Origin of the sequence: Nocardia sp. NPDC058176 (assembly GCF_042883805.1) — a bacterium.
Taxonomy (GTDB): domain Bacteria; phylum Actinomycetota; class Actinomycetes; order Mycobacteriales; family Mycobacteriaceae; genus Nocardia.
This window is the reverse complement of the sequence record NZ_JBHVVA010000002.1, coordinates 745,844-758,632: the sequence shown is the minus strand read 5'-3', so window position 1 is coordinate 758,632 and position 12,789 is coordinate 745,844. Positions and strand designations below refer to the sequence as shown.

At 64.5% G+C, this 12,789-nt stretch carries 15 protein-coding genes and 1 riboswitch; of the genes, 6 read left to right on the top strand and 9 right to left on the bottom strand.

What is annotated here, in order from left to right:
• Positions 1-30: 30 nt before the first annotated feature.
• The gene (locus ACFVVM_RS16085; protein ID WP_387618150.1) at positions 31-1,419 is read right to left on the bottom strand and encodes an FAD-dependent oxidoreductase; all 1,389 of its coding nucleotides are present in this window, start codon (positions 1,417-1,419) and stop codon (positions 31-33) included.
• Positions 1,420-1,551: 132 nt separating this feature from the next.
• Here ACFVVM_RS16085 and ACFVVM_RS16080 point away from each other — a divergent pair, with 132 nt between their 5' ends.
• From ACFVVM_RS16080 to ACFVVM_RS16070, 3 genes are all read left to right on the top strand, one after another.
• Positions 1,552-2,067, top strand: a complete 516-nt coding sequence (locus ACFVVM_RS16080) for a hypothetical protein (protein WP_387618147.1) — start codon at positions 1,552-1,554, stop codon at positions 2,065-2,067.
• Between the two features lie 45 nt (positions 2,068-2,112).
• Positions 2,113-2,229: riboswitch (SAM riboswitch) on the top strand.
• A 14-nt stretch (positions 2,230-2,243) separates the two neighbouring features.
• Positions 2,244-2,660, top strand: coding sequence for a rhodanese-like domain-containing protein (locus ACFVVM_RS16075; protein WP_387618144.1), 417 nt, complete (start codon positions 2,244-2,246; stop codon positions 2,658-2,660).
• Between the two features lie 11 nt (positions 2,661-2,671).
• Complete coding sequence (locus ACFVVM_RS16070; RefSeq protein WP_387618141.1) at positions 2,672-3,880, top strand: O-succinylhomoserine sulfhydrylase; 1,209 nt, start codon at positions 2,672-2,674, stop codon at positions 3,878-3,880.
• A 49-nt stretch (positions 3,881-3,929) separates the two neighbouring features.
• On the opposite strand, the gene ACFVVM_RS16065 is transcribed toward ACFVVM_RS16070, so the two are convergent.
• The 3 genes from ACFVVM_RS16065 to ACFVVM_RS16055 all read right to left on the bottom strand — a co-directional run bounded on the left by ACFVVM_RS16065 (position 3,930) and on the right by ACFVVM_RS16055 (position 6,789).
• Positions 3,930-5,252 (bottom strand): MFS transporter, encoded by a 1,323-nt coding sequence (locus ACFVVM_RS16065; protein ID WP_387618139.1) that lies wholly within the window; start codon positions 5,250-5,252, stop codon positions 3,930-3,932.
• A gap of 186 nt (positions 5,253-5,438) precedes the next feature.
• Entirely contained in the window at positions 5,439-6,536 is a 1,098-nt protein-coding gene (locus ACFVVM_RS16060; protein ID WP_302873565.1) for a flotillin family protein, read from the bottom strand.
• 19 nt (positions 6,537-6,555) lie between these two features.
• Positions 6,556-6,789, bottom strand: coding sequence for a hypothetical protein (locus tag ACFVVM_RS16055; RefSeq protein ID WP_387618136.1), 234 nt, complete (start codon positions 6,787-6,789; stop codon positions 6,556-6,558).
• Positions 6,790-6,909: 120 nt separating this feature from the next.
• Here ACFVVM_RS16055 and ACFVVM_RS16050 point away from each other — a divergent pair, with 120 nt between their 5' ends.
• Positions 6,910-7,539, top strand: coding sequence for a DJ-1/PfpI family protein (locus tag ACFVVM_RS16050; protein ID WP_387619240.1), 630 nt, complete (start codon positions 6,910-6,912; stop codon positions 7,537-7,539).
• Complete coding sequence (locus ACFVVM_RS16045) at positions 7,536-7,991, top strand: MarR family winged helix-turn-helix transcriptional regulator (protein WP_387618134.1); 456 nt, start codon at positions 7,536-7,538, stop codon at positions 7,989-7,991. Before ACFVVM_RS16050 ends, ACFVVM_RS16045 begins: the two co-directional genes overlap by 4 nt.
• A 93-nt stretch (positions 7,992-8,084) precedes the next feature.
• Here ACFVVM_RS16045 and ACFVVM_RS16040 read toward each other — a convergent pair whose 3' ends face one another.
• Entirely contained in the window at positions 8,085-8,843 is a 759-nt protein-coding gene (locus ACFVVM_RS16040; RefSeq protein WP_387619238.1) for an HAD-IIA family hydrolase, read from the bottom strand.
• A gap of 183 nt (positions 8,844-9,026) precedes the next feature.
• Here ACFVVM_RS16040 and fgd point away from each other — a divergent pair, with 183 nt between their 5' ends.
• Positions 9,027-10,037, top strand: a complete 1,011-nt coding sequence (fgd, locus tag ACFVVM_RS16035; RefSeq protein WP_387618132.1) for a glucose-6-phosphate dehydrogenase (coenzyme-F420) — start codon at positions 9,027-9,029, stop codon at positions 10,035-10,037.
• A 290-nt stretch (positions 10,038-10,327) separates the two neighbouring features.
• Here the strand turns inward: fgd and ACFVVM_RS16030 are convergent, their stop codons facing one another.
• The 4 genes from ACFVVM_RS16030 to ACFVVM_RS16015 all read right to left on the bottom strand — a co-directional run bounded on the left by ACFVVM_RS16030 (position 10,328) and on the right by ACFVVM_RS16015 (position 12,765).
• A complete protein-coding gene (locus ACFVVM_RS16030; RefSeq protein WP_387618129.1) occupies positions 10,328-10,795 on the bottom strand; it encodes a hypothetical protein in 468 nt (155 codons plus the stop codon).
• 82 nt (positions 10,796-10,877) lie between these two features.
• Positions 10,878-11,666 (bottom strand): hypothetical protein, encoded by a 789-nt coding sequence (locus ACFVVM_RS16025; RefSeq protein ID WP_387618126.1) that lies wholly within the window; start codon positions 11,664-11,666, stop codon positions 10,878-10,880.
• A gap of 8 nt (positions 11,667-11,674) precedes the next feature.
• Positions 11,675-12,007, bottom strand: a complete 333-nt coding sequence (locus ACFVVM_RS16020; RefSeq protein ID WP_387618124.1) for a hypothetical protein — start codon at positions 12,005-12,007, stop codon at positions 11,675-11,677.
• Complete coding sequence (locus ACFVVM_RS16015) at positions 12,007-12,765, bottom strand: hypothetical protein (RefSeq protein ID WP_387618121.1); 759 nt, start codon at positions 12,763-12,765, stop codon at positions 12,007-12,009. Before ACFVVM_RS16015 ends, ACFVVM_RS16020 begins: the two co-directional genes overlap by 1 nt.
• Positions 12,766-12,789 lie beyond the last annotated feature (24 nt).

Sequence of the window (12,789 nt, the reverse complement as noted above, 5' to 3'; positions counted from 1 at the left end):
GAAACGGAGAGTCCGAACCCACGTCCCGCCTTACGCCTTGTTGGGCTCGGACGCGCGGAGCATGTCCTCGCGCTCGACGACCTTGACGCGTTCGCGGCCCTCGGGCTCGCCGAGGGCGCGCTCGTGGGCGTCGAGGCGGTACCAGCCCGCCCAGGTGGTGAACGGAATGCCCTTGCCCTCGAGGAACTCGGTGACGGCGTCGAGCTCGGGCTTGGCCGGGGGCGCGAAGTCCTTGGCGTCGTCGAGCAGGCAGGCGATGGTCTCGTTGGCGTCGCCCTTGGTGTGACCGATCAGACCGACCGGGCCGCGCTTGATCCAGCCGGTGACGTAGGTGGCGGGCATGAAGCGCGCCGCGCCCTCGGCGGTGTCGTCGGAGATCACGCGACCGGCCTCGTTGGGCACCGTGCCCGCCTGATCGTCGAACGGCAGCTGGGTCACGTTCTGCGACAGGTAACCGACCGCGCGGTAGACGGCCTGGATGTCCCACTCGCGGAACTCGCCGGTGCCCTTGACGTTGCCGGTCCCGTCGAGCTGGGTGCGCTCGGTCTTGAGGCCGACGACCTTGCCGTCCTCACCGAGGATCTCCGAAGGCGACTCGAAGAAGTGCAGGAACAGCTTGTGCGGGCGGTCGCCCTGATCGCGGATCGCCCACTGCTCGAGGGTGTTGGCGACCATGTCGACCTGCTTGGAGTTGCGGCGCGCCGCCTCCGAGCCCTCGTCGTAGTCGATGTCCTCGGGGTCGACGATCACCTCGATGGTCGGCGAGTGGTCGAGTTCGCGCAGCTCGAGCGGGGTGAACTTGGCCTGCGCCGGGCCGCGACGGCCGAAGACGTGCACCTCGACGGCCTTGTTGGCCTTGAGCCCGTTGTAGACGTTCGGCGGGATCTCGGTCGGCAGCAGCTCGTCACCGGTCTTGGCCAGCACGCGCGCCACGTCCAGGGCCACGTTGCCGACACCGAGCACCGCGACCTTCTCCGCGTCCAGCGGCCACGAGCGCGGCACGTCCGGGTGCCCGTCGTACCAGGAGACGAAGTCGGCGGCGCCGTAGGAGCCGTCCAGGTCGATGCCGGGGATCGGCAGCGCGCGGTCGGCGTTGGCACCGGTCGAGAAGATCACCGCGTCGTAGAACTGACGCAGGTCGTCGAGGTTGATGTCGGTGCCGTAGTCGATGTTGCCGAGCAGGCGCACCTGCTCCTTGTCGAGGACCTTGTGCAGGGCGGTGATGATGCCCTTGATCCGCGGATGGTCGGGGGCGACGCCGTAGCGGATCAGACCGAACGGCGCGGGCATGCGCTCGTAGAGGTCGATCGACACCTCGGCATCGGACTTCATCAACGCGTCGGCGGCGTAGATACCGGCCGGGCCCGCGCCCACGATCGCAATGCGAAGCGGGCGGGTCGCTGCACTCTGTTCGGTCATTTTCTACGCGCACCCTTTGGTCGAGAACTGTTGACGGCGTCAATTCAGCTTAGGCTAACTTGACTATCCGGCTGCTGGCAGCTGCCATCGACGTCGGCAGCAGGCCGCACGACGGCGATTCTATCTGCGGCGTTGTGGCCGCCCGGCGCGCGGTGTGGTTGTCGGTGCCGGGTCTGTCAGGATTACAGCATGAACGATGAGCAAACAGGCTCGGATGACCAGCCCATCGTGGTGGATCAGACCGACAAGCGTTCCATCGTCCCCTTCGTCGCGGCGGCGGTGGTGGCGATCGTGGTGCTCATCGGCATCGTGCTCGGTGGGCTGCTCTCACCCGCTGAGAAAAATGTCACAGAGGCCGACCGCCTCGCGGCCGCCGTCACCAACTATATCGACGCGCGCTCGCGCAGCGACTCGCGTCCGCCGCCGGGTGTCGCCTGCCCCGGCTTCGACGAGCAGAAATCCGGCCTCACCGAGCGGCTCGGCGGCCCGGAATCGGCTGTGTCGATCGACAAGAGGGGTTTCGAGAACCCGACCGTCAACGGTGACAAAGCCAAGATCGACGCGACCGTCCAGATCGACGGCAACGAGGCGACGAGCACCTGGACACTGACCCGCGTCGATGGCGACTGGTTGGTCTGCACCTTCTGAACTGTTTGACACGGTGACCTGTGGCGAGGCAATCTCAGATCGCAAGGTCATGAGTGCCAGCGTCAAGCCCCGGCTCGCTGGTCGGCAACCCTCCTCCGCGGTGGGGTGCTCCGGGTGACGACCTGGCCGCGCGCCGGATTCCCGCCGCGGCAAGAGCGGATTCAGTAGGAGGCGACATGACTTACGCTGGCGACATCACCCCCGAGAAGGCCTGGGAGATCCTGACCGAGCACCCCGGCGCGGTGCTGGTCGACGTGCGGACCCAGGGCGAATGGGACCGGATCGGCATCCCCGACACCAGCTCCATCGAGCGCCCGGCCCACTTCATCGAATGGGTCGACGGCACCGGTACCCGTAATCCGGAGTTCGGCGCGCAGCTCGAGCAGGCGCTGGCCGGGCGCCCCGACGACGCTCCCGTGGTGTTCCTGTGTCGCTCCGGACAGCGATCCATCGGCGCGGCGACCGTGGCGACCGCCGCGGGCATCGCCCCGTCCTACAACGTGCTCGACGGTTTCGAGGGCGGCCCCGACGCGTTCGGGCAGCGCGGCAGCGTCGGCTGGCGCGCCGTCGGCCTGCCGTGGCGTCAGGCATAAGGGAGAACAGCATGATCACCGGTGGTTCGTTCGACAAGCCACTGCCCGAGGGCGTCGGCCCCGCCACCCTCGGTGTCCGCGGCGGTCTGCGCCGTTCCGGTTTCGAGGAGACCTCCGAGGCGCTGTACCTGACCTCCGGATTCGTCTACGAGAGCGCCGAGGCCGCCGAGGCCGCGTTCACCGGCGAGGTCGAGCACTTCGTCTACTCCCGCTACGGCAATCCGACCGTGTCCATGTTCGAGGAGCGCATCCGCCTGCTCGACGGCGCCGAAGCGGCCTTCGCGACCGCCTCGGGCATGTCCGCGGTGTTCACCGCGCTGGGCGCGCTGCTGAAGGCGGGCGACCGGCTCGTCGCCGCGCGCAGCCTGTTCGGCTCCTGCTTCGTGGTGTGCAACGAGATCCTGCCGCGCTGGGGCGTCGAGACCGTCTTCGTCGACGGTGACGACCTCGAGCAGTGGGAGCAGGCGCTCTCGGTGCCCACCCAGGCCGTCTTCTTCGAGACCCCCGCCAACCCGATGCAGACCCTGGTCGATGTCCGCAAGGTCACCGAGCTGGCGCACGCCGCGGGCGCGAAGGTGGTGCTGGACAACGTCTTCGCCACGCCCCTGCTGCAGCGCGGCTTCGAACTCGGTGCCGATGTGGTCGTCTACTCCGGCACCAAGCACATCGACGGCCAGGGCCGCGTCCTCGGCGGCGCCATCCTGGGCGACCAGGACTACATCGACGGTCCGGTCAAGACCCTGATGCGCCACACCGGCCCCGCCCTGAGCCCGTTCAACGCCTGGACCCTGCTCAAGGGCCTGGAAACCATGCCGCTGCGCGTGCGTCAGTCCACTGCCTCCGCGCTGAAGGTCGCCGAGTTCCTGGAGACCAGCAAGTCGGTGAACTGGGTGAAATACCCATTCCTGGAATCACATCCGCAGCACGCCCTGGCCACCGAGCAGATGTCCGGCGGCGGCACCGTCGTCACCTTCGAACTCGCCGGCGACGACGGCAAGAAGCGCGCCTTCGAGGTCCTCAACCGCCTCCGCATCATCGACATCTCCAACAACCTCGGCGACGCGAAGACCCTGATCACCCACCCCGCCACCACAACTCACCGAGCCATGGGCCCCGAGGGTCGCGCCTCGATCGGCCTGAGCGACGGCGTCGTCCGCATCTCCATCGGCCTCGAGGACCTCGAAGACCTCCTCGCCGACCTCGACCACGCACTGAGTTGACGCCAGCGGGCGGTTGCCTGACCCGGCAACCGCCCCTGACCAACTTCGCTTACAGCACAGCGTCTTTCGTCTCCGCCAGCGCCCACGTGCAGATCAGGCTGACGACGCCGAGCGCTGCGAGCATCACACCGATCGCGATGCTGCCGTACGCCGCGGCGAGTGGTGTGGCGATCAGGGGCGGGATCGCGCCGCCCAGTACCCCGGCCAGGTTGTAGCCGAGACCGGCGCCCGTGTAGCGGTATCGGGTGTGGAACAGCTCGGGAAGCAGTGCGCCGCACGGGCCGTAGGCGATGCCGAAGATGGCGAGTGTGATCGCCACGCCGATCGCGAACGCGACGGGTGAACCGGTGTCGATCAATGGGAACAGTGCGAGCGACCAGACGATGGCCGCCGCGCACGACACCATGATCACCACGCGGCGCCCGATCCGGTCGGAGTAGAGCGCCGACACGATCGTCGTCGCACCGAAGACCACGGCGGAGCCGACACCGACCAGCAGGACGAAGGGCCGGTCGTGGCCGAGGGTCTTGGTCCCGTAGCTCGTGAGGTAGGCGGTGCCCATGTAGAACATGGCGAACAGCATCGCGATCGAACCCGCCGCGAGCAGGATCTCCTTGCGCTGTTCCTGCCAGGCGTCGAGGAACGGCAGCCGCTTCGGTGCTGTCGTCTCATGCTTCTGCTGCGCGCGGAACACCGGAGTCTCTTCGATGGCAAGGCGCATGTAGAGGCCGATCGCGACGAGCACGATCGAGAGGATGAACGGAATTCGCCACCCGTAGTCGAGGAACGCGCCATCGGTGTCGCCGAGGACGGCACCGGTGATCAAGAAGGTGCCGCACGACAACAAGAAGGCGATCGCGGGCCCGATCTGCGGGAAGAGCGCGTATTTCCCGCGCTGGCCCGGTGGTGCGTATTCGGCGGTGAGCAGGGTGGCGCCCGCCCATTCGCCGCCGACCGCGAAGCCCTGGCAGAACCGCAGCAGCACAAGCAGTATCGGCGCCGCGACACCGATCGTGCTCGCGCCGGGCAGCAGCCCGATGAGCAGGGTGGAGAAGCCCATCAGCAGCAGCGTCGAGATGAGGGTCTTCTTCCGGCCGATCCGATCGCCGAAATGGCCGAACAGCATCGAACCGGCAGGTCGAGCGATGAAGGCGACGGCGAAGGTCGCGAACGACGCGACCGTTCCGGCAGTCGCCCCCAGTGCCGGGAAGAACACGGTCGGAAACACCAGCGCGGCCGCGGTGCCATAGATGAAGAAGTCGTAGAACTCGATGGTCGTGCCGATGCAACTGGCAATCGCGACTTTGCGTACGCTGGTCGGCTTTTCGGCCGATTGTTCCGGCGGCGGCCCAGCCTTACTCGTGAGAGTCACCGTTTTCCTCCAAGCTCGTAGCGGCACTCGAACCGTCCGCCAGGATGAGGGAAGAGTAGTGATCGGCGTCACATGGCTGGCACCCCCGGAAAGGGGTGGTTCCACCCCAAGGTCAACCGGTGGCTCGGGCACGGCCGGCCGAGCCTGGTCGTTCTCGAATGACCAGACCCGGCCGGTAGCGCACGATCAGACCTTGTCGACCTCGCCGTTCGACAGCGCCTTCTGCAGGGAGTTGAAGACCGTCAGGCCCTGACCGACCATTCCGTTGACCAGCTCGCCGACACCATCCGGCCCGTTGAGGACGGTGAGGTTGGCGTTCGCCAGACCCGTGGACGCCTGCTTGACGATCTCGGGCAGCTGTTCGATCAGGAGCTGGTCGAGGGCGATGCGGTTGTTGGAGGCCGCGGCCTCGGCCTGGATGCGGGTGCGGGCGGCTTCGGCCTCGGCGAGGATGCGGACGCGTTCCGCTTCGGCCTGAGCGGGTTTCACCACTTCGGCCTGCAGTTCCTGCTCGCGCAGTTCGGCGTTCTTGCGGGCCTGCTCGGCCTGCGCGGTGAGCACTTCCTGGCGGGCGATGGCGTCGGCGAGCGGACCGGCCTGTGCCGCTTCGGCATTGGCCTTGTCGATGTCGCGCTGGTACTGCGCCTGCAGCAGCGAGGTCTCCCGCTCGTACTCGGCCTGCCTGCGCAGCGACTCCTGCTCGGCTTCGGCGGAACGCTGGGCCGCCTGGGCCTGGGCGATCTGCGCGTCGCGCTGCACGGCCGCATTGTGCGGCGCCGCAAGGGCATTGATGTAGCCGAGGTTGCCGTCGTCGATGGACTGGATCTGGAAGGAGTCGACCCACAGGCCGATGTTGCTCATCTCCACCTTCGAGGCCACCAGTACCTCGTCGGCCAGCTTCTGGCGCTCGCGGATGATCTCCTCGACCGTCATCGAGCCGACGATCGAACGCAGGTGACCGGAGAAGATCCGTCCGGTCAGCACCGACATCTCCCGCTCCTGCTCGGACAGGAACCGTTGTGCCGCATTGACTATCGACTGGGTGTCGTTGGCGACCTTGAACGCGATCACCGCGCGCACATCGAGCTGGATCGCCTGCTTGGTGACGCAGCGTTCCTGGATCTCGGATTCGAACATGGCCAGCGACAGGTAGCTGACCTTGCGGAAGAACGGAATCACCCAGGTGCCGCGGCCGATGATCACCGTGAACGGCGTGTTGTCCTTGCTCTTCGCGCCGCTGACCAGCATCGCCTCGTCGGGATCCGGCACGTGATAGCCCAGCATGTGAGCCCCTCCCTCGTCTTCAGTTCTCTTGCGGTGGTTGCGGTGTGAGCGGAATCCAGACGACGACGTCGACGATCCGGCCCGGGTGGACCGCCACGATCAGCACGGTGGTTCCGGCCGCGATCGGCTCGTCGGCGCGCGCGAGGTAGAGCTCGGTGCCGCCGCGAATCGCGACGAGCACCTCGCCCAGCGCGCCCGCGCTCCGGATCGGCGAGGTGATGGTGCCCGTCAGGCCGTGCACCGGGTCGGTCATCGCGGTGGAACCTCCTTGTATCGCACACCGAATGGACTCAGCGTACGGACGTCGGGATGTGATCGGGTAGCGAAAACCTTATTGACAGCATGTTGTCAATTATGACAGCATGTTGTCATGATGAAGAAGACAGTCCACGTAGCCGTCTACGACACCCTCGCCGATTGGGAGGTGGGCGCCGCCACCGCGCACATCGCCAACCCCGACTTCCAGCGCGAACCCGGCCGCTTCGAGGTGCGCAACGTCGGGCTGAGCACCGAGCCGATCACCACGATCGGTCGCATGACGGTGACGCCCGATCTGGCCCTGGCCGACATCGACCCGGCGGATTCGGCCATGCTCATCCTGCCCGGCGCCGACCTGTGGGAAGGCGACGATCTGATTCCCTTCGCCGACAAGGCGAGGCAGTTCGTCGAAGCCGGTGTGCCGGTCGCCGCGATCTGCGGTGCCACCTTCGGTCTGGCTCGCGCGGGTCTGCTCGACGACCGCGCGCACACCAGCAATGCCGCCGAATTCCTTGTCTACAGCGGATATTCGGGTGCCGAGCACTACGTGGAAGCGCCCGCTGTCACCGATCGCGATGTGATCACCGCGGATTCCATGTCGCCCTTCGAATTCGCCCGCGAGATCTTCGCCCGCCTCGATCTCTACGAGCCGCACGTCCTCGACGCCTGGTACCGGCTCTTCGCGCAGAAGGATCCCGCCGGATACGCCGCCCTCGCCGAATACGCGGGGAGCCAAGGAGCTTGAACGAAGAACAAGACCTGCTCGACGCCGCCGCCCTCACCGTCTTCCGGCTCAACGGCCAATTCCTCACCGTCGGTGACGGCCTGTCCTCGCCGGTCGGCATCTCGGTCGCCTGGTGGCAGGTGATGGCCGCCATCCAGGAGCAACCGCAATCGGTCGCCGGGATCGCCCGCGCGATGGGCATCACCCGTCAGAGCGTCCAGCGCATCGCCGATCTCCTCGTCGCCAAGGGCATGTGCGAATACCGCCCCAACCCCGCGCACAAACGAGCCAAACTCGTCGCGATGACCGAAGAAGGCCACGCCGCCATCCGCCGCATCAACCCCCAGCACGCCGCCATGGCCCACCGCCTCGCCGAAGCCCTCGGCCCCACCGAATTCGCCGCCACCGTCGCGACCCTCACCCGCCTGTCCACGGCCCTGGAATCCATCATCACCGAGGACAGCACCCCCTAGCTCGACCTGGACTGTTGATCACCACGCTCTGGTGGCGCCCGCTTCTCGGCCGATGCTCACCGGAGAGCGTGGTGATCAACAGTCCAATTGGGCTCAGTCGGCGAAGGGGTGGCGGGTGCGGCCGATGAGGTCGGCTACCGAGTCGACCACGAGGGTGGGGCGGAAGGGGTAGGCCTCCACGGAGGACTTCGTGGAGATGCCGGAGGTGACCAGGATGGTGCGTAGGCCGGCTTCCAGGCCGGCGATGACGTCGGTGTCCATGCGGTCGCCGATCATCAGGGTGGATTGGGAGTGGGCGCCGATGCGGCGCAGGGCCGAGCGCATCATCAGGGGGTTGGGTTTGCCGACGTAGTAGGGCTCCTTGCCGGTGGCCCTGGTGATCAGGGCGGCGACCGAGCCGGTGGCGGGCAGGACGCCGTCGCGGGAGGGGCCGGTGGCGTCGGGGTTGGTGGCGATGAACTTGGCGCCGCGGTCGACCAGGCGGATCGCCGTGGTGATCGCCTCGAAGGAGTAGGTGCGGGTCTCACCGAGGACGACGTAGTCGGGATTGCTGTCGGTGAGCACGTAGCCGATCTCGTGCAGGGCGGTGGTGAGCCCGGATTCGCCGACGACGTAGGCGGTGCCGCCCGGGCGCTGGTCGTCGAGGAAGGTCGCGGTGGCCAGCGCGGAGGTCCAGATCGATTCCTCGGGGATGTCGAGGCCGGTGTGGCGCAGGCGGGCCTGGAGGTCGCGCGGGGTGCGGATCGAGTTGTTGGTCAGGACCAGGAACGGGATCTCGTTGGCGCGGAGTTCGGCGAGGAACTCGTCGGCGCCGGGGATCAGCTGATCCTCGTGCACCAGTACGCCGTCCATGTCGGTCAGGTACGACAGGATCTGCTCGTCTTTGGCGGTCACCAGCTAATCATCCGCTAAAAATCGGGCCACGAAAAGCCGACCGGTCAGTGGGAAACGAGGATGACGGACAGGGGCCGACGTGTTGGCTAGTGTCGAGTGGCGCGACGCCGCACGACGAAGCAGACGACAGGAGTGGCTGGGATGGTTGAGCTCAAGCTCGGGTACAAGGCATCGGCGGAACAGTTCGGACCGCGGGAGCTCGTCGAGCTGGCCGTGGCCGCCGAACAGCACGGTCTCGACAGCGCGACCGTGAGCGACCACTTCCAGCCGTGGCGCCACAACGGCGGTCACGCCCCGTTCTCGCTGGCCTGGCTGGCCGCGGTCGGCGAGCGCACCGAGCGCATCCAGCTCGGCACCTCCGTGCTCACCCCCACCTTCCGCTACAACCCGGCGGTGATCGCGCAGTCCTTCGCCACCATGGGCTGCCTGTACCCGGGCAGGGTGATGCTCGGTGTCGGCACCGGCGAGGCGCTCAACGAAATCGCCACCGGGTACAAGGGCGAATGGCCCGACTTCAAGGAGCGCTTCGCCCGCCTGCGCGAGGCCGTGCGGCTGATGCGTGAACTGTGGACCGGCGACCGCGTCGACTTCGACGGCGAGTACTACCACACCGTCGGCGCCTCCATCTACGACGTCCCCAAGGGCGGCATCCCCGTCTACATCGCCGCGGGCGGCCCGGTCGTGGCCCGCTACGCCGGTCGCGCGGGCGACGGTTTCATCTGCACCTCGGGCAAGGGCATGGACCTCTACACCGAGAAGCTGCTGCCCGCCGTCGCCGAGGGCGCGGCCAAGGCCGAACGCGACGCCGCCGGGATCGACAAAATGATCGAGATCAAGATCTCCTACGACACCGATCCCGAACTCGCACTGCAGAACACCCGCTTCTGGGCCCCCCTCTCGCTCACCCCCCAGCAGAAGCACGACATCACCGACCCGATCGAAATGGAAGCCGCCGCCGACGCCCTCCCCATCGAGCAGGTCGCCAAGCGCTGGATCGTGGCCAGCGACCCCGACGAGGCCGTCGCCCAGATCAAGCCCTACCTCGACGCGGGCCTCAACCACCTGGTCTTCCACGCCCCCGGCCACGACCAGCTCCGCTTCCTCGACCTGTTCAAGCGCGACCTGGCCCCGCGCCTGCGCGCGCTGGGCTGAGACTCGACAGTTTCGCGCCGGGCTCGAATGTCCTGCGCCAGAAGGCGGTTGCCGCGCCGATCCGACGTGGCAACCGCTTCGCTGCTGTCATTTCCTGCAGCACAGCGTCTTTCATCTCCACGCGTGCCCCAGGTGCAGACCAGGCTGTTGAACAGAGTTTCGCCCTGCCCCACCAATACCGCCGCTTGGCATCCGTTGGGAGCGTCACACCGAAATTCCCTATGGATTCTTGATATTGTTGCGGCACTGATCTGTTGGCGACTACTTCGATTTCAGCGATGATAACTCGATCACTTGGCGATATGGACCCGCCAGATTTGCAATTCGGCGTCCCGTGGCAATGAGCCATCCCACGAGTTTTCCTGGAAATTGTCATCCACCAGATAATCTTCATATCTGATCTTTCCAGGAATACGATCACCCCAGTTGGTCACTGCGAGATCGGCGGTCCGGCGTGATACTTCAGATTTCTTCACCAGGTGCGCGATATCGGTGGCAACTGGGCGGAGGTCATCAGGCCCAGTTGATGACTTGACGATCAGGTTCACCTGGATGCCCACCATCCCTGGCATTTCCGCGACATCTGCCGCATGGACGCCAGACAGGCAGGTTCCAACAGGAAGGTCCATCTGAATGATCTGCTCCGAAAGGAGCTTTTCGTCGTCGTCCTGATGTTCCGAAGCTGGAAAACTGACGCAATCACTGACAGCCGAAGGTGTAGTAGATGGTGCGCTCAATGGCTGCGCCTCGCCTTCCAACGGCCGATCTTGGCCGCATGCGCCGAGAACCAGAACAGTCGAGACAAGAGCGACCGACCACCCACTCCTCGACTTCACCGTGCTAATCCTGGCCATCCAATTCCCATCCATCTTCTTTGTTATCGTACTCGGTCGAATTCGGTGTCGGCCAAACGCTTGACCCACCTGCGCTAATTGCTAGCCCCTGCGGGCTGACAATCATGTTCTGGAGCTCGTTGGAAGCTATCCACACCTTCGTCTGAACTTCGGCGAAGTTGGTGATGTATTCGACTGCAAGCTCAACGGCACCTGCGACCGCGGCGTTGCAGGTTGGAAGAGTGAAGGGCACCATCGTTCCGGCTGACGCCGCAGATTCTGACGCGAATGTCACGATATTAGTGATGACCGTCGCGAGCTTGTCGATGAGCGCCTTGTACAGGCTCCTGCCTTCTTCGGCGATGGCAAGCAGCTGGTCGTGAACTTTGTTGCACAGGTCCGCGACTGTAGTCATCGCGGTAGCCTGATATCCCTTCGAAGTGTTGTAGGACTTGTAGGCGCTCCCATCCCAGTCCCCCTCTAGATTGTACTTTTCGTTATTCTGAATACCGTATGCTTTTGAAACGGCGTTGCCCACCTGTTGCCACTTCGACGCATAATCGACGAAGAGCCAAGGTGCGAACATGCCTTCAACGGCGTCTTTGATTTTCTCAACGAGCTTCTTCAGGGCAGCCTGGATCTCATCTCGCATCCCTGACAGTGAGTGATAGGCAACGTAGTTAACCCACTTGAGGCGGTCGTATCCCTCATTGAGCAAATCTGGAAGTTCATCCAGCTTCTTAACTTTGTTGTCGAACTCCGTTCTGATCGACGTCAGGGATTCTTCCGTCAACATTGGGTAGCTCATTTTGTCGTCGCCCCGATCTCTTCGGTAAGCCTATTAGTGCCTTTCACTTGCCTCTCTTGTTGCTCGCCGAAGCCCGTAACTGCAGAATTCAAGGCGTGGCCAATCTGCTCCGATGCTGGACCTGCCTCATTCAAGCGGTCTTGAATGAACTGCGCGGTCTTCGAATACGAACTCCACGCGGCGATGAAGAGTGGGCCGAATTCCACTTGTGTGTATTTGAGGTTGTCGATAGAGGATGCGGCTGATCTGAGCTCAGGTGCCACTTCGTGGACCCATGATTTCGCAACGGTGGTCAGCTTGTCGAGGTTTACCTTCAGGTCGCCGCCCATTATATTTCCCCCTCCATCAAGAGCTTTTCATGCCGCACCAACCGTGCGGCTATGGATTGATCGGATTCGCCATCGTATATGTCAGCAGTATCGAATTGCAAGCTCAGCTCTCGAATACTGTTGCAGCAACCGACTATGTCCTCTGCGACGATCCAGGGTGCGGTATCCCATGCCCAGCTCGGATCGATCGCAACGGAAATCAGTCTGGATCTGGTCGCTGTCACGGTCACGCCCGGCTGTCCGTAGTCGTTGTACCCTGGTCCGGAAATGGTAGTGGGGTTCGACGAGAATATCGCACTGTACAGCTTTGTATACTCGGCATATGATCTGGTTCTCAGCAGAATTGGTGCGGCCTTGCGGAGGGTTGGCACAGTGGGTGCTGGTAGAATCGAAGATTCTGTAAAGGACGCAGCGAGCTCGAAAAGATGGTAGCGGTAGGCGTCCATTATCGACTGCCCATATCGGGAAGGGTCAAAAGATGACTTCCATGTATCCCGCAACCGGATTGTCTTCGGAAGTCCGTCCTGTCCCAGCTCCATATCGATCAGTGCCGATTTTTGATAAGGATTCCGAGCGGGTCCAGCAGTACTTGGCTTTCCGTCGATGGTGGTTGGTGTCGAAATCGCTATCGCTGGTGTCTTCTCAGGTTCCGGTAACAGTGTGGGAGAGGAGGTATGCTGATCCGTTTCGATCGGCTCGTCCCAGTATTCGTCATCTGGATCATCGTAGTGATTGTAGGGGTCCTGGACGTATTTCACAGGTTGGTCTCTACCCTTCTTTGA

Excerpts from the sequence above, each read along its gene's own strand:
- ACFVVM_RS16075 (WP_387618144.1), top strand. The coding sequence starts at position 2,244 with ATGACTTACGCTGGCGACATCACCCCCGAGAAGGCCTGGGAGATCCTG.
- fgd (WP_387618132.1), top strand. The coding sequence starts at position 9,027 with ATGGTTGAGCTCAAGCTCGGGTACAAGGCATCGGCGGAACAGTTCGGA.
- ACFVVM_RS16060 (WP_302873565.1), bottom strand. The coding sequence starts at position 6,536 with ATGCTGGGCTATCACGTGCCGGATCCCGACGAGGCGATGCTGGTCAGC.
- ACFVVM_RS16040 (WP_387619238.1), bottom strand. The coding sequence starts at position 8,843 with ATGGACGGCGTACTGGTGCACGAGGATCAGCTGATCCCCGGCGCCGAC.
- ACFVVM_RS16050 (WP_387619240.1), top strand. The coding sequence starts at position 6,910 with ATGAAGAAGACAGTCCACGTAGCCGTCTACGACACCCTCGCCGATTGG.
- ACFVVM_RS16070 (WP_387618141.1), top strand. The coding sequence starts at position 2,672 with ATGATCACCGGTGGTTCGTTCGACAAGCCACTGCCCGAGGGCGTCGGC.
- ACFVVM_RS16055 (WP_387618136.1), bottom strand. The coding sequence starts at position 6,789 with ATGACCGACCCGGTGCACGGCCTGACGGGCACCATCACCTCGCCGATC.
- ACFVVM_RS16085 (WP_387618150.1), bottom strand. The coding sequence starts at position 1,419 with ATGACCGAACAGAGTGCAGCGACCCGCCCGCTTCGCATTGCGATCGTG.
- ACFVVM_RS16020 (WP_387618124.1), bottom strand. The coding sequence starts at position 12,007 with ATGGGCGGCGACCTGAAGGTAAACCTCGACAAGCTGACCACCGTTGCG.
- ACFVVM_RS16025 (WP_387618126.1), bottom strand. The coding sequence starts at position 11,666 with ATGTTGACGGAAGAATCCCTGACGTCGATCAGAACGGAGTTCGACAAC.